Genomic DNA, 23,325 nt, shown 5'->3' with positions numbered 1-23,325 from the left:
CGGCGTCGGATGAGCACGGGCCGTGGCGGAGCGGGGTCGCCCGCAGGCCGGACAGGCGCCCGCGTCATCGCGCCCCCAGGAGCAGGCGGTCCAAACCCGAGGAGAACCTCAACTCGATCCTCCGGCCCTCGCGCCCGACGACTTCGCACGGCTGGTTCAGGAGCAGGGCGATCGAGATCAGTCGCAGGGTGTGCGGCGGCATCGCCTCCGGATGAAGCTCGATCATCGCACCGGATGCCCTGAGCTCCCAGATGAGACAATCGCAGCACTCCGGCGGGCGCCCGAAGAAGATCTGCCCGGTCTTGAAGGCAGGCCTCCAGGGCTCGTCCAAGCGCTTCTCGGCCATCGTGACCTCCTGACGAACCAGCCATCGCGTCCTGCGACGATCTGTATTCGCGTTCATTCCCCGCGCGATTTCGGTATCAAACGTCACATCCGGCAGCGCGGCAGCCGCCTCGGGGCGCAGGCCCACCGGGTCCGTTCGACGGCACCCGGCCGCGCGGATTCGGGCCCGGCGCGTCCCGCGCGGTCGAGCCTGCGACGGGGCCTCGATCGCCAGGGCCGGATCCCACGGGGCGGCGGAGCCCATCGTGTTAACATTCTACAATCGGCCAGCAGCGCATTTAATTGTTTGTTAACTATTCTAAACAGTCTAGGCGGATCGGAATTGGATCGAGAGGGAGCAGAGGATCCGTGAGCGAGCTGCAGAGGCTTCTGAACGACCCTCGGTTTCGACCCGCAGACAAGACCCAGCGCGACTCCGGCGCCGGGCCCGAAACCAACCTCGGCAACGTCCTGCGCGTCGTCTCGTCGCTGCACGCACGGGCCGAGCTTCAGAAGCCGCCGGCCTCGCCGCAGGATTGGGACGCCCTCATCCTCCGGGTCCAGGCCGCAGCCCGCCAGGCCCGCGAGATCGAGGCGCAGGCCCGTGAGCGGGAGGCGCGCATCGAACAGGTGCTGGATCAGGTTCGTGAGGAGATCCACGCCTCCAACGAGCGCGCCCGGACGGCGGAGATGCAGGCCCGCGAGGCACAGGTGCGCGCCGAGGCCCAGGTCCGCGCCGCCGAGGAACGCGCCAGGGCCGCCGAGGCCCGCGTCCGCGCCGCCGAGGACCGGGCGCGGCAGGCCGAGGAATGGCTGGAACGCGTCCAGCAGGCGATCCTGTCCGAGTTCTCGGACCTCACCGATCAGGAGGCGGCATGAGCGGCGCCGCCCGGGCGCGGGCCGAGACGATGGAGTCCCATCCCCTGACCTACCCGGTCGGGCCTCGCAACGGCGACGCCGCGCCGATCGACCGGGTCGTCGCCCTGTTCTCCGGCGCCGCTTCGGCCGGGCCCGCGGCCGAAGCGGAGGCGGATGACTGGTCGGCCTCCCTGACCGCCGTGCGCGGCGTCGCAGCGCGGGTCCGCGGCCTGCAGGCGAGCGCCCGCGAGTCCGTCCGGGAGGCGCAGCATTCGGTGCGCGCGGCCGAGACGGCACGCCGCGCCGCGGAGGACCGGGCCCGCCACGCTGAATCGCTGCTGCGGGCGGCACTCGAGCGGGCCGAGCAGGCCGAGGCGCAGGCCCGTGCGGCGGCCGAACGGGCCGAACGGGCCGAGGCCGAGCGGACGGAAGCGCGGGGGTGGCTGCGCCGGATGCACGAGTGCATGGTCAGCGAATTCGGCGCCCTGTCCGAGGCCGCGGATCAGCCGTGAGCCGGCGCGCAGCGGCCCCCCCGGCGTCCCCGGCGGGCTCGACAGGCGCGGGCCGGACGACGCGGTTGCCGGCAGGGCCGTGACACCGACCGCAGGCTGCGCCCAGCCCTAGGCACCATCCGGCCGTGAGACACGGCGATGTCCGGTTGCAGATCTCGGACGCAGGCGTCGGACAGGCGCGGCGACAGGCCGTCTCCGGCGCGATCCACGACGGGTGAGATCTCGGGGAGAGGCCGCCCCGCGACGGAGCGCGCGAACGTGGCCTGCCCGGCTTGGGGATCGCGTCGGCCTGGGGATCGCGTCGGCCTGGGGATCGCGCGGGTTGATGCAGTCGTGAGCCGGCCTCCGGTCCGTCGCTCCGCGGATCCGTCCTCGAACAGCCGTGCGACATCCCGATGCGGAGCGCCACGGCCGCAGATTCCGCCCGGACGGGGAGGCCCGACCGCGCAGTCGGTGACTGGAGCGGTGCAGCGCATGCAGATTTTGGCGCGGCCTCTTCAATATGACCGGCAACCTTAAGCTCACGAAAACAACTTTCGGACCAAAAGAGCCTGACCTCGTCGTCTCGACCTCGTCCGCCTGGCAGGATCGCCGTGACCCTCAGCCTCGTCCTCAGCACGTCCCTTCCGCTTCTCACCGGGGCGGTGCCCCTGTTGTGGGCCGGGTTCGTCGCCCCGGAGCGGGAGGAGCGTCCCGACGGGCCCGGCGCCCGCGACCTGCGCACGTGGTGAGCGGCGGGCGCCGGCCGAACACCGCCTGAGAGGCCCGCGGCCCCGTCCCGGATCGCTTCCGCGGGGGGCGTCCGGCGGGCTATGACGCGGCGGATGCCCTCGCGGCGAGGGCCGGTCACGGAGGCTCCCCATGGATCTCGGCTTGAGCGGGCGCCGGGCGCTCGTCTGCGCGGCGAGCAAGGGACTGGGCAGGGGCTGCGCCCTGGCGCTGGCCCGCGAGGGCGTCGCGGTGACGATCACGGCCCGCAACGCGGAGCTCCTGGAGCGGACCGCCGGGGAGATCCGCAGCGAGACCGGGGTCACCGTCACCGCCGTCGCGGGCGACATCGCCACCGAGGCCGGCCGGGCCGCGGCGCTCGCCGCCTGCCCCGAGCCCGACATCCTGATCAACAATGCCGGCGGGCCGCCCCCCGGCGACTTCCGCGACTGGGACCGCGACGCCTGGATCCGGGCGCTCGACGCCAACATGCTGGCGCCGATCGCCCTGATCCAGGCGACCGTCGACGGGATGATCGCCCGCAAGTTCGGCCGGATCGTCAACATCACATCCGGCGCCGTGAAGGCGCCGATCGAGCATCTCGGCCTGTCGAACGGCGCCCGATCGGGGCTGACGGGCTTCGTGGCCGGCCTCGCCCGGCAGACGGTGCGGCACGGGGTGACCATCAACAACCTGCTGCCCGGCCCCTTCGACACGGACCGGATCCGCAGCAACGCCGCAGCCGGCGCCGCCAAGGCGGGCACCACCGTGGAGGCGTTCCTGGAGGCGCGGGCGCGCGCCAACCCCGCCGGCCGGTTCGGGCACCCCGACGAGTTCGGCGCCGCCTGCGCGTTCCTGTGCAGCCGGCAGGCGGGGTTCATCACCGGCCAGAACCTGCTGATGGACGGCGGCGCCTATCCCGGCACGTTCTGACGGGCGGGGGCCCGACCGGGCCCTCCGCTTGCATCGACGGCCCGCAACATCGCGCGGTGAGGATCATGAGCGTACGCGAGACCGTCGAGGCGCGGCTGGCCCGCATCGGGGAGGGGGACGAGGCGGTCTTCACCCGGCTCTACGCCGCCGAGGCCCGCGCGGCGGCGGACGCCGCCGACGCCCGCCGCCGGGACGGGATCTCCCTCGGCCCCCTCGACGGCGCGATGGTCTCGATCAAGGACCTGTTCGACGTGGCGGGCGAGACGACGCGCGCCGGCTCGATCCTGCTGGCCGACGCGGCGCCGGCGCGGGCCGATGCCCCGGTGGTCGCCCGCCTGCGCCGGGCCGGCGCGGTGATCCTGGGCAAGACCAACATGTCCGAGTTCGCCTTCTCGGGGCTCGGGCTCAACCCGCATTACGGGACCCCCGGCAACGCCGCCGATCCGGCGCGCATCCCGGGGGGCTCGTCCTCGGGCGCCGGGGTCTCGGTGGGGCAGGGGACCAGCGACATCGCGATCGGGTCGGATACGGGGGGCTCCGTCCGGATCCCCGCCGCGCTGAACGGCGTCGTGGGCTTCAAGCCGACCGCCTGCCGCGTGCCGCTGGACGGGGCCTTCCCGCTCTCCTACGCCCTCGATTCGCTGGGTCCGCTCGCCCGGACGGTGGCGGAATGCGCGGCCGCCGACGCCGTGATGGCGGGCGCGGAGCCCGTGCCGCTGGAGGCGTTCCCCGTCGCGGGCCTGCGCGTCGGCGTGCCGCGGGGCCTGCTGTTCACCGAGACGGAGCCGCTCGTGGCCGAGGCCTTCGAGCGCGCGCTGGCCTGCCTGTCCCGGGCTGGCGCCCGAATCGTCGACCACCCGATCGACGATCTCCTCGCCGCGATGGACGCGGCCATGCCGGACGGCTCTATCGCGGCGATCGAGGCCGCGGCGATCCATGCCGACTGGCTGGACAGCGCGGCGTCCCGCTACGACCCGCGGGTCCACCGCCGCATCCTGGCCGGCCGGACCGCGACGGCGGCGCGCTACGTCCGGACGATGCGCCGGCGGGCCGAACTGATCACCACCTTCGACCGGGTTCTCGCCCCCCTCGACGTGCTGGCCCTCCCGGCGACCGCCACCACGGCGCCGCTCACCGCCCCGCTGGAGGCGGACGACGCGGCGTTCCTGAACGCCAATCGCCTGATGCTGCGCAACACGGCCTTCGGCAATTTCTTCGATCTGACCGGGCTGTCGCTGCCGATGCCGGATCTCGCCCGGCCGGCGGGGCTGATGCTGCTCGCCCGCCACGGGCAGGACCGCCGCCTCCTGGCCCTCGGCGCCGGCATCGAGGCGGCGCTGGCGGGGTAGGGCGCTCCGCGCCGCTCCCGTCATCGCGAGCGCAGCGAAGCGACCCAGGGCAGCGTGACCCCGGTGGACGTGGCGCGACCCTGGATTGCTTCGCTGCGCTCGCAAAGACGGCCACCGTCCATCGGGAGCGCCCCCGCATCCGGACACACTATCGCGGCCCCGCGCGCTGCGCCGCCGGGGGCATGGCCCAAACCTCACGCCGCCGGGGTGACGCGGGACGCCGCGAAGCCCGAACGCAACGTTGCTAAAGCCGGCTTCCCGGCGGCTGAACCGGACCGACGCCCCGAGGCGCGTCACGGTGCATCGCGGCGGGCGTGGGTAGGAGCGGGCCCCGAACACCTCGAGCCGCGGTGCCGGCCGGCCCGGTCCCGCGCATTGCCGGATGGCGTCCCATCGTGCACCCTGGCGGCGATCCCGGCCCGAACCGCGTCCTCCGGGGCTCGACCGCGCCGGGAGACCGGGACCGCCCGCGCCGGGGGTGATCCCGATCAGGCCGACCGGCAGGGAGCCGTCGCATGAGCGCAGCCACGCCGTCGATCGTCGCGGACCGGGACGCCGGGTCCGGCGGAGGGATTCAGGAGGCGGTCCGGGCGATGCGCGTCGATCTGGCGGCCGCCTACCGGCTGATCCATCGGCTGGGCCTCGACGACAGCATCTACACCCACATCTCGGCGCGGCTGCCGGGGGACGGGCACCGGTTCCTGATCAATCCCTACGGGATGCGCTTCGAGGAGGTAACGCCGGAGAACCTCGTCACCGTCGATATCGACGGTCACGTGCTCGCGGACCCGATGGGGCTCGGCATCAATCCGGCCGGGTTCACGATCCACAGCGCCATCCACGCCGCCCGCGCCGACGCGATCTGCGTGCTGCACACCCACACGGTGGCGGGGGTCGCGGTCTCCTGTCAGGAGGAGGGGCTGCTGCCCCTGAACCAGTGGTCGATGCAGTTCACGGGGCGCGTCGCCTACCACGCCTACGAGGGCATCGCCCTCGATCTCGACGAGCGGCAGCGGCTGGTGGCCGATCTCGGCGACAAGCCCGTGATGGTGCTGCGCAACCACGGCCTGCTGACCTGCGGGCGCACGGTCGGCGAGGCGTTCCGGCTGATGCACAACATGGAGCGCTCGTGCCGGGCGCAGTTAGCGATCCAGGCGGCCGGCGCGCCGGTGATCCGGCCCTCCGCCGCCATCGCAACCAAGACCGCCGGGCAATACGCCGCCGGCTACGACCGCGTCGTCGTCCAGGGAGCGCCCGACAACGAATGGGCGGCGTTCAAGCGGATGCTGGCGCGGACCGATCCCGATGTCTTCGCGGCAGGGTGAGGCGCGACGTCGATCGGGTGGGATCCGCGCCCCCGCTTCCGGGCGGGCGGTTTCACCCGTCTTCCGCCGGCCATCAAAGTCGTGAGCGACGAGTGCCTGTCCCCTCTCCCTCGTGAGGCGAAGCGCGCGGCGCCGGCCGTGTGACGTCGGTCGCCTCTGCGGGGGAGGGGGACGCGTCGTCCCTCGGCCCGCCCCTCACCCCTCCGTCCAGGCCCCGCTCGACCGGTAGGTCTGCTTCAGGAACGCGATGAAGGCCCGGGTCTTGGCGGGCACGAAGGCGCGGCTCGGATAGACCGCGAAGATGCCCGCCGAGGCCGCGGCCGTGTAGGCGGGCAGCACCACCTCCAAGAGCCCGCCGCGCAGCTCCGCGTGCACGTCCCAGGTGGAGCGGAGCGCGATTCCGAGGCCGCCGATCACCGCCTCGCGCACCACCTCGTTGGAATGGGTGCGCAGAGGGCCCGACGCGGTGACCGTGCAGGGTCCCTCCGGTCCGATGAGCCGCCAGGGGTTCTGGTTCTCGGTGGCGAGGCACACATGGCCGCGCAGATCGTCCAAGGTCTGCGGTCGCCCCGCCGCATCGAGGTAGCTCGGCCGCGCGCACAGAACCCGCCGCACCGGCGCGAGGCGCACCGCCGTCAGTCCGGAACTCTCCAGCGCGCCCACCCGGATGGCGAGGTCGTAGCCGCGCTCGATGATGGACTCGAAATCGTCGCTCAGCTCCAGGTTCAGCACGAGGTCGGGGTGGAGGGCGAAGAAGGCCCCCAGATGCGGGACGATGTGCAGGCGCCCGAAGGAACTCGGCGCCGTCACCCGGAGCGTTCCCCGCGCCCGCGTGGCGTTCTGCGAGACGAGGCTTTCGGCCTCCGCGATGGCGTCGACGATCGGGGCGATCCGCTCGAAGAACGCCGCGCCGATATCGGTCGGTGCCAGCCTCCGCGTGGTGCGGTGCAGCAGGCGCACGGCGAGCCGCTCCTCCAGCCGCTTCAGCCGCTTCGAGACCACCGCCACCGACAGGCCGAGTTCCGACCCGGCCCGGGTCAGGCTGCCGGTTCGCACCACCCGGGCGAAGATCTCCAGGTCGCTCTGGTCGTTCATTCTCAACGCTGCGGAAAAAATCAAATCCCTTTTGCCGCCTTTTCGGCGGGTGCCAAGCGGTCTATCGCTGTGAGATCAAAAAAATTTCACGGGCCGTTCGACTTTTTCTGACGCACGGCGCCCCATTTCTCAGAGGATCGCATGTCGAATCTCGTCGTCGCCGAGGATCTCCGCACCTTCCTGTCCGAGGAGGCGCTGCCTGGAACCGGCCTCTCGGCCGACCGGTTCTGGTCGGGCTTCGCGGCGATCGTCCGCGACCTCGCACCGCACAATCGGGCGCTGCTCGACCGGCGCGACGGCCTCCAGGCCGACATCGATTCCTGGCACCGCGACCATCGCGGCCTGCCGCACGATCCGGCCGCCTACGCGGCCTACCTCACGCAGATCGGCTACCTGCAGCCGGAGCCCGACGCTGTGCGGGTGACCACCGAGAACGTGGACGCGGAGATCGCGCAGATCGCCGGGCCCCAGCTCGTCGTGCCGATCTCGAACGCCCGCTACGCGCTCAACGCCGCCAATGCCCGCTGGGGCAGCCTCTACGACGCCCTCTACGGCACCGACGCGATCCCGCAGGACGGCGACCTCGCCCCAGGCACCGGGTTCAACCCGGCCCGGGGCGCCGCCGTGGTGGCCAAGACCAAGGCCCTCCTCGACGCGACCGCCCCGCTGAGCGTCGGCTCCTGGGCGGATGCGGTGGGCTTCTCGGTGACGGGCGGCCGCCTCGCCGTCGCTCTCGGCGCCGGACGGAGCGCCGGCCTGACCGGCACGGCGGACCTCGCGGGCTATACCGGCGCCCCCGAGGCGCCGACCGCGCTCCTGCTGCGCCACAACGGCCTGCACGTCGAGATCGTCATCGACCGGACGAGCCCGATCGGCCGCACCGACCCCGCCGGCATCGCCGACGTGGTGCTGGAATCCGCCCTCTCGACCATCATGGACATGGAGGATTCGGTCGCCGCCGTGGACGCGGCCGACAAGGTCGCGGTCTATCGCAGCTGGCTCGGCCTGATGCGCGGCGACCTCGCGGCCACCCTGTCCAAGGGCGGCCGCACCGTCGAGCGGCGGCTTGCCGCGGACCGCACCTACACGGCGCCCGACGGGGGAAGCCTGACCCTGCCGGGGCGGTCGCTGATGCTGGTCCGGCATGTCGGCCATCACATGTACACCGACGCCGTGACCCTCGACGGCGCCGAGATCCCCGAGACGCTCCTCGACGCGGCGGTGACCGCGCTGATCGCCCTGCACGACCTGAACGGGACCGGCTCCTTGCGCAACAGCCGGACGGGCTCGGTCTACATGGTCAAGCCGAAGCTGCACGGCCCCGACGAGGTCGCCTTCGCGGTGGAGCTGTTCGGGCGGGTCGAGGCCCTCGTCGGGCTCGCGCCGCGGACGCTCAAGATCGGCGTGATGGACGAGGAGCGGCGCACGACGCTCAATCTGAAGGCGGCGATCGCCGCCGCGGCGGACCGGCTGTTCTTCATCAACACCGGCTTCCTCGACCGGACCGGGGACGAGATCCACACCTCCCTGGAGGCCGGTCCGGTGGTCCGCAAGGACGCGATGAAGGCGACCGCCTGGATCAAGGCCTACGAGGACGGGAACGTCGATGCCGGCCTCGCCTGCGGCCTGCCGGGCCACGCGCAGATCGGCAAGGGCATGTGGGCCGCCCCCGACCAGATGGCGGCGATGCTGGAGGCGAAGGGCGCCCACCCGGAAGCCGGCGCCAACACCGCCTGGGTGCCGTCCCCGACGGCGGCCACGCTCCACGCGCTGCACTACCACCGGACGGATGTCCGCGCCCGCCAGGCGGATCTGGCCGGCCGGGCGCCCGCCACCCGGGACGCCATGCTGACCCTGCCCCTCGCCGAGGGCGCCTTTGCGCCGGAGGTGATCCGGGAGGAGCTCGACAACAACTGCCAGGGGATCCTGGGCTACGTGGTCCGCTGGATCGACCAGGGCGTCGGCTGCTCGAAGGTGCCGGACATCCACGAGGTCGGCCTGATGGAGGACCGCGCCACCCTGCGGATCTCCAGCCAGCACATCGCCAACTGGCTGCGCCACGGGATCGTGGACCGGGCGCAGGTCGACGCGGCGTTGCGGCGGATGGCGGCGGTGGTCGACCGCCAGAACGCGGGCGATCCGGCCTACCGGCCGATGGCTCCGGGCTTCGACGGCCCGGCCTTCCGGGCCGCGGAGGCCCTGGTGTTCGAGGGCGCGCGCCAGCCCAACGGCTACACCGAGTTCGTGCTGCACCGGTTCCGCCGGGAGGCGAAGCGCCGGCAGGCCGACGGTCGGGCGGCCTGAGGCCGTCTCGCGGCCTGCGATCCGCCCGAGCGCGACCCGATCCCGAGGCGCCGGAGCGCAGCGGGGGCCTCGCAGGAGGACTCGCAGGAGGCCTTCGGGGATCACCGCGTTTCCCCGCATCCGCCTTCGAGGCCGGGGAACGCGGGCGCCAGGATCAGGGGCCGGGTTCGACAAGCGATCGTCGCCCCGCGGCGCGCCCTCCCGCATTTCTGAGGGCCGGCGCCCGCCGGGGGGGGGCGCCGGCCGGCCAGGCCGGGTTCCCCGATCCGCGGGCCGGTCACCCGCGGCCGCTCAGCGGCGCTTGCGCGTCATCACGTAGACGAGGAGATTCGCCACCGCCCGGTAGAATTCCGCCGGGATTGCCTGATTGATCTCCACGTGGTCGTACATCGCCCGGGTCAGGGCCTTGTCGACGACCACCTCGATCCGGTTCCTCTCGGCGATCTCGCGGATGCGCAGGGCGATCAGGTCCGCCCCCTTGGCCAGCACCACCGGGGCGTCGCTCTCGCTCTGATCGTAGCGCAGCGCGATGGCGTAGTGCGTCGGGTTCGCCAGGATCATCGTGGCGCGGGGCACCGCCGCCATCATCTGCTTGCGCAGCCGGTCCTGCGCCAGCGAGCGCAGCCTGGCCTTCACAAGCGGGTCGCCCTCGAGCTGCTTGAACTCGTCCTTCAGCTCCTGTCGCGACATCCGCAGGTCACGCTGCCAGCGCAGGCGGGACCAGACCAGATCGCCCGCCACCAGCGCGATGGTCGCCACGCTGACGGCCGAGATCAGGCGGACCGACAGGGTCAGCAGGAACTCGGGCAGGCCGATCGGATCCACAAACATGGCGTCCACGATCTCGTACCGGTCTGCGCGCAGAACCATGAAGGACATGCCGCCGATCGCCAGAAACTTGAAGAGGCTCTTTCCGAACTCGACGAACCCCTGTGTACTGAAGATCCGCTTCCAGCCGCTCGCGGGCGAGATGCGAGACCATTGGGGCTGGATGCGATCAAACACGATGCGGGGCGCGTTCTGAAAGATCGAGGCGGCGATCCCGGCGACGAGCAGGATCACCAGAACCGGCAACAGGAACCGGCCCATTTCCAGGGCCAGGGCGTGAACGAGGCGCTTGGCGTCCGGGCTGGTCTCCACGCTGAAGTTGCGCGGCTGCTCGAGGAGCAGGGTGAGCCGCCGCACGAATGCAGCCCCCTGATCCCGCACCACGAACACGAGGAAGACCAGCAGGCCCATGATCGAGGCGAAGACCGGGGCCTCGCGCGAGAAGGGGGTATTGCCCTGCGCGACCGCGTCGCTGATCTTCTTCTCGCTGGCCGCCTCGGTTTTGCTCTCCTTGTCATCCGACATCGCGGCAGTCCCGCTCAGCGGATGTAGGTCTCATCCGAATCCGCCGAGCTGAGTTCGATCTCGCCTCGGGCGGCCATCTCGAGCGCCTGATCGGTGATCGCGCGGCGGGCCTCGTGCACATCCCGCTGCGAGGCGGGCTCGCCACCCTCGAGTTCGTGCTCCACCAGGCGCCGCGCGCGGGCCGTCAGGGCACTGAGCACGACGTTGCGCAGCTGTCCGCTCGTGCCCTTGAGCGCCAGGATGACCTTCTCGTGGGGGATCTGGTCGAACAGGGTCGTGCGGGCCCGCGGTGTCAGGTTGATGATGTCGTCGAAGGTGAAGAGCAGGCTCTTCAGGATCTCCGCCGATTTCGGGCGCGACTGCGTGAGGTTGTCCAGGACCTCCTCCATGCTCTGGCGCTCCATCTTGTTGATGATGTCGGCCATGCGCGAATGGGTATCCGCCGCGGCGTTGCGCGCCAGATTGATCATGAAGTCCTCGTGGATGGTCTGTTCGATCATCTTCATCGTGGTCTCGACGATCGGCTTGAACGTCAGCATGCGCCGCATGACCGCGTTGCGCATCGGCGCCGGGAGCTGGGCCATCACCTTGGCGGCACAGGCCGGCTTGACCTTCGACAGGATCAGGGCCGCGGTCTGCGGATGTTCCTTGATCAGGTAGGCGGCAAGAGCCGTCTCCGAGCCGTTCGAGATCCGGTCCCAGATCGACCGCTCCCCCCCGCCGAGCACATCGGCCATGATCTCGGCGATCTGCTCCGGAGGCAGGACCCCCTCCAGCAGCTTCTCCATCTCGCGGGCCGTCCCGATCAGGTTCGCCCCGTCGGCGAAGAAGGCCGCCAGCTGCTCGACGATCGTCTCGAGTTGCGGCTTGGGGACGGGTCCGAGCTGCGAGACGGCGCGCGTGATCTGCTTCAGTTCGGCCTGGTCGAAATACTTGACGAGCCGGCTGGCCGTCGTCTTCTTCATCGCGATGAGGACGGCCGCGACCTCCTCGGCAGGGGTCAGCACTCTTCGACCGACTTTGGTCATGGAACCTGCGGCCATGGCGCTGCTTCCTCTCAGCCGTTGGAATCGGCCGCTGCGGGACCGACGATTTCGGTGAGGGACACGCCGAAGCGGGAATTGTCATCCTCGACCACGACGACTTCGCCCCGGGCGATGACGCGGCCGTTCACGACGACGTCGACCGGTTCGCCCACGCGATGGTCCAGGGGAACGATCGCTCCTCGGCCCAGCTTCATCAGGTTGGCGACCGGCATCGTGGCCGATCCGAGGACCACCTGCATCAAGACCGGAATCCGGAGGATGGAATCGAGATTCCGGCCATGGCCCAAGCGCTCGTCCTGCGCCCGCTGGCCGTCGGCATGCGCCTCGATCTTGGCGAACAGGCTGTCGCTATGCCCACTCCCGGTCCCGGACTCGACATTCACGTGGTCTGCGGGGGATGACATCAAACGCTCCTCAAGGATGGGACGATTCGCGGCCGAGCCGCACCGGGACCGGCGGTCGCGGGGGAGGGTGGCCACGTCGGCTGAGCCGGCATCAGGCGCTCGTCAGGTTGCCGCCGACGGCAGGTTCAGGGCTCGCACTGCCGGGCTGTGCCGCGTTCGCCAGCCTGATCCGCTCCGCCTTCAGCTCGGCCAGGGCCACCTTGGCGCACTCGATCTCGCGGCTCAGATCTTCGAGGACGACACGCCCGTCCTGGGCGAAGGACTGGACGGCGTTGCTCGCGCCGACGAGGGCGGACGCGCTCCAATCGACCATGTCGCGGTACTGGGCATGATACCGGTCGAGCCGCTTCAGTCGCATGTACATCGGTACGAGGCAGGCGGTCGTCGCGACCAGGGCCGCGAACAGCAGGGCCTCAGCGAGAGAGAACATCATCGATAAATTCCTGATCCTGATCGATGAAGCGGTCCACGCGCAGGACGACGCCGCCCTCCTCCTGCCCGACATCGCACCAGAACAGATCGCGGTCGTTGCCGACCAGCTTGACACGGCTGCGCGGGGTCGCCCGCAGTTCTAGCACCTGTCCCACGCTGAGCTCGGCGATCTCGCCGAGCGTCAGCTGCTTCTCCTCCAGGATCGCCTTGAGGGTCACCGGCGTCTTCTGCACCTCGCCGGCGATCTGCTTCGTCCACCGGGAGTCCCGGGCGGAGGTCTCACCCACCAGGATCCGCGCCAGGCTCTGCCGCATCGGATTCAGGACGGATTGCGGGATGACGATGAACATCTCTCCGCCGCGATTGAGCGCCTGCAGGACGAACTTCGCCGCCACCGCTTGGTTGTTCCGGCGGCCGATGACGGCGAAATCCATTCGCAGCTCCGTCCGCTCGAGCTTGAACGGCGTGTCCGCCACCAGCGCGAATGCGGACTGCATCGCCTTGCCGATCTGCTCGAAGAGGCGCTGCGCGATCCGCATCTCGATATTCGAGAAGGATCGTTCCTCGTCGAGCGGCGGTTCGGAGCCGTCGGCACCGAGGAGCGCCTCCACCATCGTGAAGATGAAGTCGCGGTCGAAACCGACCAGGATGTGACTGTCCCATTCGGGCGCCTTGAAGATGCCGGCGACCGCGTTCGCCTCGTAGGGCTCCAGGATGTCTCCGAACCGCTGGCTCTCGACATTGCTCAGCGAGAAGTAGACCGGGGAGGCCGCGAGGTGGCGGAGCTGCTCCGCGCAGAACGTCGCGGCCCGGTCGAGGATCACGTGCAGCATCGGGAGGCGATCGAGGGAGAGCCCTGCGGCGTCCAGGAGCCGATCCCGGATGTCGTTGGCGACCGGTTGTTTGTCCATGATCAAGCCGCCTCACGCAGGGCGCTCTCGCTGCGCGGCGCGCCCGTGATCGTCGCGTTCTCCACCTCGTCGATCGTCGGCCGGTAGGCCGCCGTGATGGCCTTGCGGCCATGCTCAACGGCGATCTGCGGCAGCGCGCCGTTCATGAAGGCCAGCAGAGTCTGCTTGACGATGATGAAGACCCGGGCCTGTGCCTCGCGGGTCGTCTTCACCTTGTTGGCGAGCGGCGCCACGACGCTGTAGGAGACGAGAATGCCGGTGAAGGTGCCCACCAGAGCGGACCCGATCAGGCTTCCCAGCAGGGCGGGGGATTGGTCGAGCGCCCCCATCGCCTTCACGATACCGAGGATCGCCGCCACGATCCCCAGGGCTGGCAAGCCGTCGGCCATGTTCATCAGCGCGAAGTAGACCTTCAGCTTGTCGCCGCGGTGCGTCGCGATCTCCTCCTCCATCAGCGCCTCGATCTCGTAGGGCCGCGCATTGCCGACCAGAAGGAGACGGACATAGTCGCAGATGAACAGCGTCAGTTCCTGGTCGCGGGCCACGCGCGGATAGGCTTTGAAGATCTCGGACTCATCCGGTCTGTCCAAGTGACTTTCGACCTCGTTGCGCGGCTTTGACCGGAGTTCCCGTGTCAGCGCGAACAAAAGGCCGAGCAAGGAAAGGTAATCCTCCTGTCTCGGCTCCCGTGCGAACAGAGCATCCCGGACCGCACCGGCGGTGTCCATCACCACCCGCGCCGGGTTGGCGACGATGAACGCACCGATCGCGGCGCCCCCGACAATGATGAATTCGAAAGGCTGCCAGACCACCATGAGGTGGCCGCCCATGGCCCAGAAGCCGCCCGCGACACAGACCATCGCGGTCAGCAAGCCGATGATAACACCCACGTAGCGCCTCGACGTCGTATGGATCGCTACACCGGGCCGTAGACGGTCATGCTTGCGTCGGGCTGGAGCCTGCGTGGGGCGCCCGATGCCGTTGCCGGGGAGATTGCCCGTCCGAGACGGGCACTCGCCCTTGCCCTTGCGACGCCGACGATCCCGAAGCCGCAGCCCGTCGCGGCAGGGCGCCTATCTCAGAGGACACCGCAGCAAACCTCGAACGGGATCCCGGTCGAGATCGCTCGGTCGTCCCTCGGCAGAGGGACGGATGTCGGGTGCGGCACCGACAGAAGCCGGGCGCTGTCAATCACGGCCCATCAGAGGACAGCGAACGCCATAAGGTTATTCCGGATACGCGCCCCATCTCCGCTGCGCACGACGGCCTCGGCGGCGACCCAGGCAAGGTCCGGACAAGCTCCACCACCTAAAAAGAGTCTGGCCCCGGCCTGCGAGATTGGCAAACTCTCATCGATGTTGTGGCTGAATCATTGTCGCAATACGCCGAACTTCATACAAAACCTGGAGACGACGCATGTCTTCGACGGCCGCACAATATCAGATCATCTCGAGAGATATTTCCAAATCATTGAGCAACAAGGCCGCAGAAAGATCTGTGGCCCTCGAAACAAAATATTTTACTGACCACATCGGCAGCGTTAAATCCGTCGATGATTTCATCGGCAATGCGCGCTTGTTCGCGTTCGCGATGCGGGCTTTTGGCCTTGAAGACATGACCTACGCCAAGGGATTCATGAAGAAGGTTCTTCTGGGAGAGCCCGATGCGAACGGGCACGTTCTGGTCAACCGGCTTCAGGATTCCCGATACAGGGATTTTGCAAACGCCTTCAACTTCAGGTCTTACGGCGAGGATCCCAGTAAGCCGAAGACATTTGACAATCCCGAAATCGCGGCCATGATGGAGGCCATCGGATCAAACAAACCGATTGAACAGCGCCGCTCCCAATACGACAACCAGACAGAACGCGACGCACAATACATCCTGGACATTGCAGAGCACGTCAAATCCGCAAGCGACATCGCCGCGGATCGCAAACTGTCCTCCATTATCCGGACGGCGGTCGGGCTGCCGCCGGCCTCCGAGAAGGACGACATCGCAACACAGGCCTTACAGATCGAGAGCAAATTTGACGCTGCGACCTTCGGGAATCCGACGGCTTTGAACCAGCTCGTCGATCAGTTTGTCGAGGCCCGCAAGGACGGTCGCAGAGCGATCGTCGATTCTTATTTCCGGCCCGCGGGAGTCTATGCAGGATCCGACGCGGAAACGGAGAAATTGGTCACTTATTTCAAGGCTAAGGCGGGCACCCTTTACTCCGCTGCGGATATCGTTGCCGATGGCGTGCTCACAGACATTGTCTGGACCACCCTGGGCCTTCCCGCCACCACGGCATCGAAAGAATCCGACGCCCAGGCCGCTCTGATCGCGAAGAAACTCGACGTCCTGACACTGCGAGATCCCAGGACTCTCAGCCAGTTTCTTGATCGATTCAAGGATGCGCGCAACGCGGCTCGCACGGCGACGATCGACGCCTATGTCCAGCAGACCCTGGAGAGCGATGTCGGCGCAGAGGATCAGGGCACGCGGCTGGCCCTCTACTTCCGGCGCCAGGCCGGAAACGTCAAATCCGCGTATGGCATCCTGGCTGACAAGGCGCTGGCCGAAGTCGTTCGGACAGTGCTCGGCCTCTCTCCGGAGACAGCAAGGTCAAACCTTGATTCTCAGGCGGCGATGATCAACAGAAAAATCGATATATCGAGTTTCAAAGATCCGGAAAAACTCGACAAATTCATTAAGCGCTTCACGATCATGTGGGATCAGAAGAACGATACGGCGTCGACGCCGACGCTGTCGCTCTTCGGCGGGTCCGATTCGGGCTTCGACACCGGGCTCCTGCTCAAGCTGCAATCCATCCGGCTGGGGGGGCACTGACATGCAGGCGTCGCTTTACGTCACGCTGTCCGCCCAGATGGCGCTCGAACAGCGCCTGAACACCGTGGCGACCAACGTCGCCAATCTCGGGACCGCCGGCTACCGTGCGGAGGAGGTCAAGTTCGAGACGATCCTGTCCGAGGCGGGCGGGCGCGAGGTCGCGTTCACGACGCCGGGCGAGACCTTCCTGTCGCGCAAGGCCGGACCGCTCATCAAGACGGATTCGCCCCTCGACGTCGGCGTGCAGGGGGACGGCTGGCTGGCCGTGCGGGGTCCAGGAGGTCCGGTCTATACCCGCGACGGCCGGATGCAGGTCACGGCGGCCGGCGACCTGCAAGATCTGAGCGGGCGCCCGATCCTGGACCCCGGCGGTTCGCCCCTGACCGTCGATCCGGAAGGGCCCCCGATCACGATCGGACAGGACGCGATCATATCCCAGGGCACCAATCAGATCGGCGCACTCGGCGTGTTCCGTCTGGACCCGGCCGCGAAACTCACCCGTGTCGCCGGCGGTGCCGTCGCGTCGGACAGGCCGGGCCAGCCGATCCTGGACTTCAATCAGCGCGACGCGACCACGGTCCGGGTCCAGCAGGGATTTCAGGAGGGGGCCAACGTCAATCCGGTCATGGAGATGTCCCGGCTCATCGAGATCACGCGCACCTTCCAGAATGCGGCCGCCGCGGTGGCCGAAACCGAATCCTCGCTGCAGGACGCGATCCGCGGCCTCGGCCCCAGCGCGTAAGCGACCGCCATCGTGGACTCCACAAGGCTGCCGCGTGCTGAGATGAGCATGAACGCCCTCGACCGGCTCGCCCGCGCGCTGGAGGACCGGGACGATCATCCCCTCGTCAGAGTCGGGGGAGTCGTCCGGGAGATCGGGTTCGGCCATTGCCGCATCCGCATCAACACCCCCCTACTGAGGCTCGGCGATCGGATGCAGATCGAGACCGGCGGGCGGAATCTCGACGGCGAGGTCGTGCGGATCGACGAAGACGGGGCGATCCTCAAGCCGTTCGAGAGCCGGATCGGCGCCGGCCTCGGATCGCCCGCCTATCGCGTGCCGACCTCGGATCCCCGACCCTGCGAGGACTGGAAGGATCGCGTCATCAACGCCCTGGGGCAGCCCATCGACGGAAAGGGGCCGTTGGCCAAGGGCGCGCGGGCGATGCCGCTGGATGCCGATCCTCCGCCCGCGATGCTGCGGTCCCGGGTGAACCGGCCGCTTCCGACCGGCGTGCGGGCCATGGACCTGTTCACGCCGCTCTGCGCGGCGCAGCGCATCGGCATCTTCGCGGGCTCCGGGGTCGGGAAGACCACGCTGCTGTCCATGCTGGCCCGCTGCTCCGGATTCGACGCCGTGGTCGTCGCCCTGGTCGGCGAGCGCGGGCGCGAGGTTCGGGAGTTCCTCGAGGGCCCTGTACAGGACAGTCGGTCCCGGTCGGTGGTCGTGGTCGCCACGGGCGACGAGAGCCCGATGATGCGCCGGCAGGCGCCGAAGCTCGCGTTCGCCGTCGCCGAGTATTTTCGCGATCAGGGCCAATCGGTCCTGCTCATCCTCGATTCGGTCACGCGCTTTGCCCATGCCGCCCGGGAGGTGGCCCTCGCGGCCGGCGAACCGCCAGTGGCACGGGGCTATCCGCCGAGCGTGTTCGGCGATCTGCCGCGTCTGCTGGAACGGGCCGGGCCGGGGACCGAGGGCGGCGGCACGATCACCGGCATCTTCTCGGTCCTGATCGACGGAGACGACCACAACGACCCGGTGGCCGACAGCATCCGCGGCACCCTCGACGGCCATATCGTCCTCGACCGGGCGATCGCCGATCAGGGCCGCTATCCGGCGATCAACCTGCTCGGCTCGATCTCACGCCTGGCCGACGTCGTGTGGACCCCGCAGCAGCGCGAACTCGTCCGCATGCTCAAGAGCCTGGTCGCGCGTTTCGAGGATTCCCGGGACCTGCGCCAGATGGGGGGATACCAGGCCGGAGCGGATCCGGAACTCGACCAAGCCGTCGTCTTGGTCCCGAAGATCTATGCGGCCCTCCGGCAGGATCCCACCGAGCCGCGCAGCCTCGACGCCTTCCTGGACCTCGCGAACGCGTTGCGAACCTGATCAACGGAGGCACGGGGCGGACCCGGATCCGAGGGGGGAGGGTCGATCGCCCGTGCCGATGGCAGGGCGTCACGAGGAACCGCGTCGCTCGCCGGCGCGGGTTCAGAGAAGCCGCTCGGAAAGCTTCGCGCAAGCGATCTCTGATCAGAGTCGGCCGAACATGATCAAACAACGGGGACGTTCGTCATGGGACTTTATGGTGTGCTGAACAGCGGCGTCTCCGGAATGAACGCCCAAACCAATCGACTTGGAACGGTTGCTGACAATATCCAGAATCAGAATACAACCGGGTACAAGCGCGCATCAACCGAGTTCTCGTCGCTCCTGATCGACCCGAACCCGGGATCCTACGAGTCCGGATCGGTCGATACGATCGTGCGACACGCGATCACGAGCCCGGGCACGAGATCCGCGACGACGTCCGCCACCGACCTCGCCGTCAACGGCAACGGATTCTTCGTCGTCAAGGATCCCGGCGGCAGGACTTACCTGACCCGAGCCGGGAATTTCATCGAAGACGCGACAACCAAGGATCTCGTGAATGCAGCCGGCATGCACCTGATGGGCTACAGCCTGGCCTCGGGCGATCCGAAGGTCTCGCTGAACAGCTATGACGGGCTCGTGCCCGTCAACACGGCCAGCCTGTCCATGCAGGCCCGCCCCTCCACCATCGGAACGATCAGCGGCAACCTTCCTGCCGACGCGGCGATCGTCACGGGCGGGGCGAATTTCACGAAGGCGACCAGCATAACCACCTATGACAATCTCGGCCACGCCGTTGTCGTCGATCTGTACTTCTCGAAGACGGCATCCAACACGTGGCAGGTCTCGGCCTACGATTCCAGCAAACCCGCGAACTTTCCCGGATCACCGCTCGGCCAGACAAATCTGACTTTCGACAGCAATGGCAAAATTCAAGGCCTGCCGAAACTGAACTTTACCGTTCCAAAGGGCCAGCCCATGTCTATCGACATGGCCAACATGACGGCTCTGGCAGGCGAATACACGATCACGGGGGGCGCCAACGGAAGCGCCCCGATGAGCGTCGTGGGAACGGACATCGACAGAGACGGGACGGTGTACGCCGTCTATCAGGACGGCAAGAAGGCGGCGGCCTTCAAGGTCCCGCTCGCCACTGTCGAGAGCCCGGACAATCTGAGTCCGCAGGCCGGCAATGTCTTCGATACCACCCCCAGTTCGGGCACGCCCCAGATCGGCTTCGCCACCGTCGGCGGCCGCGGGCAGATCCTGAAGGGCATGCTCGAAGAATCGAACGTCGATCTCGGAACCGAGCTGGCAACGATGATCCAATCGCAGACCAGCTACGGCGCCAATTCCAAAGTGTTTCAGACCGGCGCCGAAATGCTCGAACTCCTCGTGAACCTGAAGCGCTGAGCTGGAATAGAGGACGTTCCACATGGGCCTTTCCGTTGCACTGAACGCCGCGCGCGGATCCCTGCTCGCCAACGCGACCCAGACCGACGTCGTGTCGCGGAACATCGCCGGGGCCGACGATCCGGCCTATTCGCGAAAGATCGCATCGCTCGTCACGACGGACGGGCCGGTCCGGGTCGTCATCAACCGCGCCAGCAACACGGCGTTGTTCGATCGGATGATGAGCAGCACGTCGGAACTCGCCGGCTATGAGGCGATCCTGACCGGGCTCACCACGCTGGAGGGTACGGTCGGCGATACGGACGCGCAGCGCTCCATCGCCGCAAAGGTCGGTATCCTGAACTCGGCACTGGGCGATGCCGCCAACCAGCCGAACGACGTGAATCTGGCGAAGGCCGCCGTTGCGGCCGCGCGGGACCTCGCGCGCGCGCTGAACCAAGCGAGCGACACGGTGCAGGCCGCCCGGCTGAGCGCCGACCAGGAGATCGCCGAGTCCGTCGCCACGATCAACGACCTGCTCGGAAAGTTCGACGCGGCCAATAAGGCCGTCGTCCTCGGGACGGCGCGCGGGGACGATATCAGCGATGCGCTCGACAACAGGGACAAGATCCTCACCCAGTTGTCCCAGGAGATCGGCATCAGCACGGTCGTCCGTGAGAACAACGACATGGCGATCTACGCCGATAACGGCTCGCCCCTGTTCGAAAGGCAGCCTCGGACGGTCACCTTCGAACCGACATCCGCCTTCGCGGCCGGGACGACCGGCAAGGCGGTGTTCATCGACGGGATGCGCGTGACCGGCAACGGCTCCCTGATGCCGCTGCAATCCGGCCGGATCGTGGGACAGATGACGATCCGCGACGAAGTCACGGTCACGTATCAGAAGCAGCTCGACGCCATCGCCGCCGGATTGATCAACGCCCTGTCGGAGACGGACAAGACGTCCGCGATCGGTGCGGCCCGGGCCGGCCTGTTCACCTATCCCGGCGGCCCGGCGCTTCCCGGGGCAGGCATTACGGGGCTCGCCCACACCATCCGCGTCAACGCCGCAGCCGATCCCGAGCAGGGCGGCAACCCGTTCACGCTGCGCGACGGCGGCATGAATGCGGGGGCGCAATATCTGTACAACGACACGCAGGCCGCCGCCTTCTCCGATCACTTGAACGCCTTGCGCGCCGCCCTCGGCGCGGAGCGGCCCTTTGCGGCGGCCTCGGAACTGCCGGCCTCGGCATCCCTGCAAACCGCCGCGGCGGCGTCGGCGAGCTGGCTCGAAGCCGCCCGCAAGGCTGCGTCCCTCCAGGTCGACAAAGAATCAGCGGTGCTGGACAGCGCATCGACCGCGCTCTCGAACACGACCGGCGTGAACCGCGACGAGGAAGTCGCCTCGATGCTGCAGCTCGAGAAATCCTACGCGGCGTCCGCCAAGCTTATCGCGACCGTCAATGCAATGATCCAGTCTCTCCTTGATGCCGTGAGGTAGCGTCATGAAAACGAGCTACATCTCTACCGCCACGCTCTGGAACTCGCCCCGCGCCGGCGCCGCCCGGCTGGAGGCGGAGATCGCGAAGGCGAATGCCGAAATGGTGCAGGGCGGCCGATACGCCGATGTCGGCCTTGAGCTCGGCCACAGGACCGGAACAGACATCAATCTGAGACAGGAGGTCGACGACCTCAAGGCGCAACAGAGCCGCAACAACATAACCGGGCTCCGGGTCAGCGGCACCTACGATGCGCTGACCCAGATCCGGACGGACAGCGAGTCCTTCCTCGCCCTCGTCACCCCTGGAAAGCTGTTCAGCAGCAACGGGGCCGAGACGGTGAAGGAGGCGTCATCGCGACTCTCGGCGCTGATCGCGCATCTGAACTCCGCCGTCGCGGGCCAATTCCTGTTCTCCGGAATCGATACCGACCGACGCCCGATCGCGGATACGCAATCCGTGCCGCCGGCGGCTGCCAAGCTAGCCTTCGCGCAGGCGTTCCAAGCCGCCTTCGGCTTCGCGCCCGGAACGCTGCCGGCCGCGACCAACATCACGGCGACACAGATGCAGGCCTTCCTCGACGGCCCCGCATCCGCGCTTTTCGCCGACCCTCAATGGGGTGCGACATGGTCCGGTGCGTCGAACGTCAACATCCGCAGTGAACTCGCTGGCGGCGAAACGGCGGAGACATCCGTCAATGCCAACGTTCAGGCCGTTCGACAGCTCGCAATGCTGTATACGGTCGGTTCCGAAATCGGGCTGACCAGCCTCGCCCCGTCGACGCAGTCGATCGTGTACGACAAGATGCGGGACTTGGCGAGCCATGCCGCGTTCAACCTGACGCAGATCCAAGCCAGCGTCGGCATCGTTCAATCCAGAATGAAAGCCGCCGACAACCTGCTCGATTCCAAGATAAAGTTCCTGACCCTCGGATACAGCAATCTCGAGAGCGTCGATCTCGCAGAACTCAGGACACGCCAGGAAAACCTGAAAGCCGACCTTCAGGTCTCGTACAGTCTGACGAGCGAGATGAGACGGATCAGTCTGATCGATTACGTCTGACAGTTTCGGATACGGTTTTGACCGCCGGGCGACACGCCAAGCGACGGCACATCACTGCGGCAACGCTTCAATTCGATAGGCAGATCGGCAATGTACGGCGCGTCCTACGCGGAAGCCTACACGGAAGTCTTGGACGATTCACCCACCCTCGCCCGGGAGCGGGAACGGGCGGCCTTCGATCGGGCCATCGCTCTGATGAAGGAGGCCGAGGCCGCCCCTGCATCGGCGGAACTGCGTCAGGAGGCCATCAGCTTCCTGCAGCGCCTCTGGAGCATGCTCATCGATGATCTCGCCAATCCCGAGAACGCGCTGCCGGCGCAATTACGGGCGGACCTGATCTCCATCGGATTGTGGAACTTGAGCCAGACCGACCAGATCCTCCGCGGCGATGCGACGGGGTTCGAGGCTCTCATCTACGTCAATACGCTGATCCGCGATGGTCTCCAATGAGCCGCTCGATCAATCTCAGCCTGCGAGGCCAGGAGCGCATCTTCATCAACGGGGCCGTTCTCAGAGTGGACCGCAAGGTCACGATCGAGCTGCTCAACGACGCGACCTTTCTTCTCGAAGCCCATGTGCTGCAGGTCGAGCAGGCGAAGACGCCGCTGCGCCAGCTCTACTTCATCGCCCAGGCCATGTTGATCGATCCCAGCAATGCCGGCCAAGTCCGACAGGCTTACGATAAAGTCGAGCAGACGATCCTGGCTCAGACTCCTGATCGCGCCGTCGTTGCGGCGCTCGCAGCGGCGCGCGACCTCCTCAACAGGGGTCGGCCGTTCGAGGTCCTGCGGATGCTGCGCGGAGTCTTCGAACCGGAAGACGCGCCATCTCGACCGAACTCGAACAGTCTCACTCATCAGGTCGCCTGACGAACCGTCAGGGAATAGGCGC

23 protein-coding genes are annotated in these 23,325 nt (G+C 68.0%); 15 read left to right on the top strand and 8 right to left on the bottom strand.

Annotated features, from left to right (window positions below; genetic code table 11):
- Positions 1–64: 64 nt before the first annotated feature.
- Positions 65–472, bottom strand: a complete 408-nt coding sequence (locus BM396_RS00745; protein WP_244538781.1) for a hypothetical protein — start codon at positions 470–472, stop codon at positions 65–67.
- 221 nt (positions 473–693) lie between these two features.
- On the opposite strand from BM396_RS00745, the gene BM396_RS00740 reads away from it, so the two are divergent.
- From BM396_RS00740 to BM396_RS00720, 6 genes are all read left to right on the top strand, one after another.
- On the top strand, positions 694–1,203 hold the full coding sequence (locus BM396_RS00740; protein WP_043379569.1) for a hypothetical protein: 510 nt from the start codon (positions 694–696) through the stop codon (positions 1,201–1,203).
- Positions 1,200–1,694, top strand: coding sequence for a hypothetical protein (locus BM396_RS00735; RefSeq protein ID WP_043379571.1), 495 nt, complete (start codon positions 1,200–1,202; stop codon positions 1,692–1,694). Before BM396_RS00740 ends, BM396_RS00735 begins: the two co-directional genes overlap by 4 nt.
- Before the next feature lie 593 nt (positions 1,695–2,287).
- Complete coding sequence (locus BM396_RS32535; protein WP_170867452.1) at positions 2,288–2,425, top strand: hypothetical protein; 138 nt, start codon at positions 2,288–2,290, stop codon at positions 2,423–2,425.
- Positions 2,426–2,555: 130 nt separating this feature from the next.
- A complete protein-coding gene (locus BM396_RS00730; RefSeq protein WP_043379573.1) occupies positions 2,556–3,335 on the top strand; it encodes an SDR family oxidoreductase in 780 nt (259 codons plus the stop codon).
- 65 nt (positions 3,336–3,400) lie between these two features.
- The gene (locus tag BM396_RS00725; protein WP_043379576.1) at positions 3,401–4,684 is read left to right on the top strand and encodes an amidase; all 1,284 of its coding nucleotides are present in this window, start codon (positions 3,401–3,403) and stop codon (positions 4,682–4,684) included.
- Positions 4,685–5,199: 515 nt separating this feature from the next.
- Positions 5,200–6,009 (top strand): class II aldolase/adducin family protein, encoded by an 810-nt coding sequence (locus tag BM396_RS00720; RefSeq protein ID WP_075380084.1) that lies wholly within the window; start codon positions 5,200–5,202, stop codon positions 6,007–6,009.
- A gap of 195 nt (positions 6,010–6,204) precedes the next feature.
- Here BM396_RS00720 and BM396_RS00715 read toward each other — a convergent pair whose 3' ends face one another.
- A complete protein-coding gene (locus BM396_RS00715; RefSeq protein WP_043379578.1) occupies positions 6,205–7,104 on the bottom strand; it encodes a LysR family transcriptional regulator in 900 nt (299 codons plus the stop codon).
- A 141-nt stretch (positions 7,105–7,245) separates the two neighbouring features.
- On the opposite strand from BM396_RS00715, the gene BM396_RS00710 reads away from it, so the two are divergent.
- Positions 7,246–9,408: a malate synthase G gene (locus BM396_RS00710; protein WP_043379580.1), complete on the top strand. Its 2,163-nt coding sequence runs from the start codon at positions 7,246–7,248 to the stop codon at positions 9,406–9,408.
- A 291-nt stretch (positions 9,409–9,699) separates the two neighbouring features.
- Here BM396_RS00710 and flhB read toward each other — a convergent pair whose 3' ends face one another.
- The 6 genes from flhB to motA form a co-directional block, all read right to left on the bottom strand.
- The gene (gene flhB / locus BM396_RS00705) at positions 9,700–10,761 is read right to left on the bottom strand and encodes a flagellar biosynthesis protein FlhB (RefSeq protein WP_043379583.1); all 1,062 of its coding nucleotides are present in this window, start codon (positions 10,759–10,761) and stop codon (positions 9,700–9,702) included.
- 14 nt (positions 10,762–10,775) lie between these two features.
- Positions 10,776–11,804: a flagellar motor switch protein FliG gene (locus BM396_RS00700; RefSeq protein ID WP_043348557.1), complete on the bottom strand. Its 1,029-nt coding sequence runs from the start codon at positions 11,802–11,804 to the stop codon at positions 10,776–10,778.
- Positions 11,805–11,818: 14 nt separating this feature from the next.
- Complete coding sequence (gene fliN / locus BM396_RS00695; protein ID WP_043348558.1) at positions 11,819–12,211, bottom strand: flagellar motor switch protein FliN; 393 nt, start codon at positions 12,209–12,211, stop codon at positions 11,819–11,821.
- A 91-nt stretch (positions 12,212–12,302) separates the two neighbouring features.
- Entirely contained in the window at positions 12,303–12,644 is a 342-nt protein-coding gene (locus BM396_RS00690) for a hypothetical protein (protein WP_244538780.1), read from the bottom strand.
- The gene (locus tag BM396_RS00685; RefSeq protein ID WP_043348563.1) at positions 12,625–13,554 is read right to left on the bottom strand and encodes a flagellar motor switch protein FliM; all 930 of its coding nucleotides are present in this window, start codon (positions 13,552–13,554) and stop codon (positions 12,625–12,627) included. Before BM396_RS00685 ends, BM396_RS00690 begins: the two co-directional genes overlap by 20 nt.
- Before the next feature lie 2 nt (positions 13,555–13,556).
- Positions 13,557–14,444, bottom strand: coding sequence for a flagellar motor stator protein MotA (motA, locus tag BM396_RS00680; protein ID WP_043379585.1), 888 nt, complete (start codon positions 14,442–14,444; stop codon positions 13,557–13,559).
- A gap of 526 nt (positions 14,445–14,970) precedes the next feature.
- On the opposite strand from motA, the gene BM396_RS00675 reads away from it, so the two are divergent.
- The 8 genes from BM396_RS00675 (at position 14,971) to flbT (ending at position 23,303) form a co-directional block, all read left to right on the top strand.
- Positions 14,971–16,389 carry a DUF1217 domain-containing protein gene (locus BM396_RS00675; protein ID WP_043379588.1) on the top strand — a complete coding sequence of 473 codons (1,419 nt, stop codon included), beginning with the start codon at positions 14,971–14,973 and terminating at the stop codon, positions 16,387–16,389.
- A 1-nt stretch (position 16,390) separates the two neighbouring features.
- Positions 16,391–17,131, top strand: coding sequence for a flagellar basal-body rod protein FlgF (flgF, locus tag BM396_RS00670; protein ID WP_043379590.1), 741 nt, complete (start codon positions 16,391–16,393; stop codon positions 17,129–17,131).
- Between the two features lie 42 nt (positions 17,132–17,173).
- A complete protein-coding gene (gene fliI, locus BM396_RS00665; protein WP_081948567.1) occupies positions 17,174–18,499 on the top strand; it encodes a flagellar protein export ATPase FliI in 1,326 nt (441 codons plus the stop codon).
- Between the two features lie 186 nt (positions 18,500–18,685).
- Positions 18,686–19,894: a flagellar hook protein FlgE gene (locus BM396_RS00660; protein ID WP_043379594.1), complete on the top strand. Its 1,209-nt coding sequence runs from the start codon at positions 18,686–18,688 to the stop codon at positions 19,892–19,894.
- 22 nt (positions 19,895–19,916) lie between these two features.
- A complete protein-coding gene (gene flgK, locus BM396_RS00655; RefSeq protein ID WP_043379596.1) occupies positions 19,917–21,374 on the top strand; it encodes a flagellar hook-associated protein FlgK in 1,458 nt (485 codons plus the stop codon).
- Between the two features lie 4 nt (positions 21,375–21,378).
- Entirely contained in the window at positions 21,379–22,434 is a 1,056-nt protein-coding gene (locus BM396_RS00650; protein WP_043379598.1) for a flagellar hook-associated family protein, read from the top strand.
- Between the two features lie 90 nt (positions 22,435–22,524).
- Positions 22,525–22,884, top strand: a complete 360-nt coding sequence (gene flaF, locus BM396_RS00645) for a flagellar biosynthesis regulator FlaF (protein WP_043348583.1) — start codon at positions 22,525–22,527, stop codon at positions 22,882–22,884.
- The gene (gene flbT / locus BM396_RS00640; protein ID WP_043348585.1) at positions 22,881–23,303 is read left to right on the top strand and encodes a flagellar biosynthesis repressor FlbT; all 423 of its coding nucleotides are present in this window, start codon (positions 22,881–22,883) and stop codon (positions 23,301–23,303) included. Before flaF ends, flbT begins: the two co-directional genes overlap by 4 nt.
- Positions 23,304–23,325 lie beyond the last annotated feature (22 nt).

Source organism: Methylobacterium sp. UNCCL125, assembly GCF_900116795.1.
GTDB classification, from domain to species: domain Bacteria; phylum Pseudomonadota; class Alphaproteobacteria; order Rhizobiales; family Beijerinckiaceae; genus Methylobacterium; species Methylobacterium fujisawaense.
This window is presented reverse-complemented; position numbering and strand designations above follow the sequence as displayed.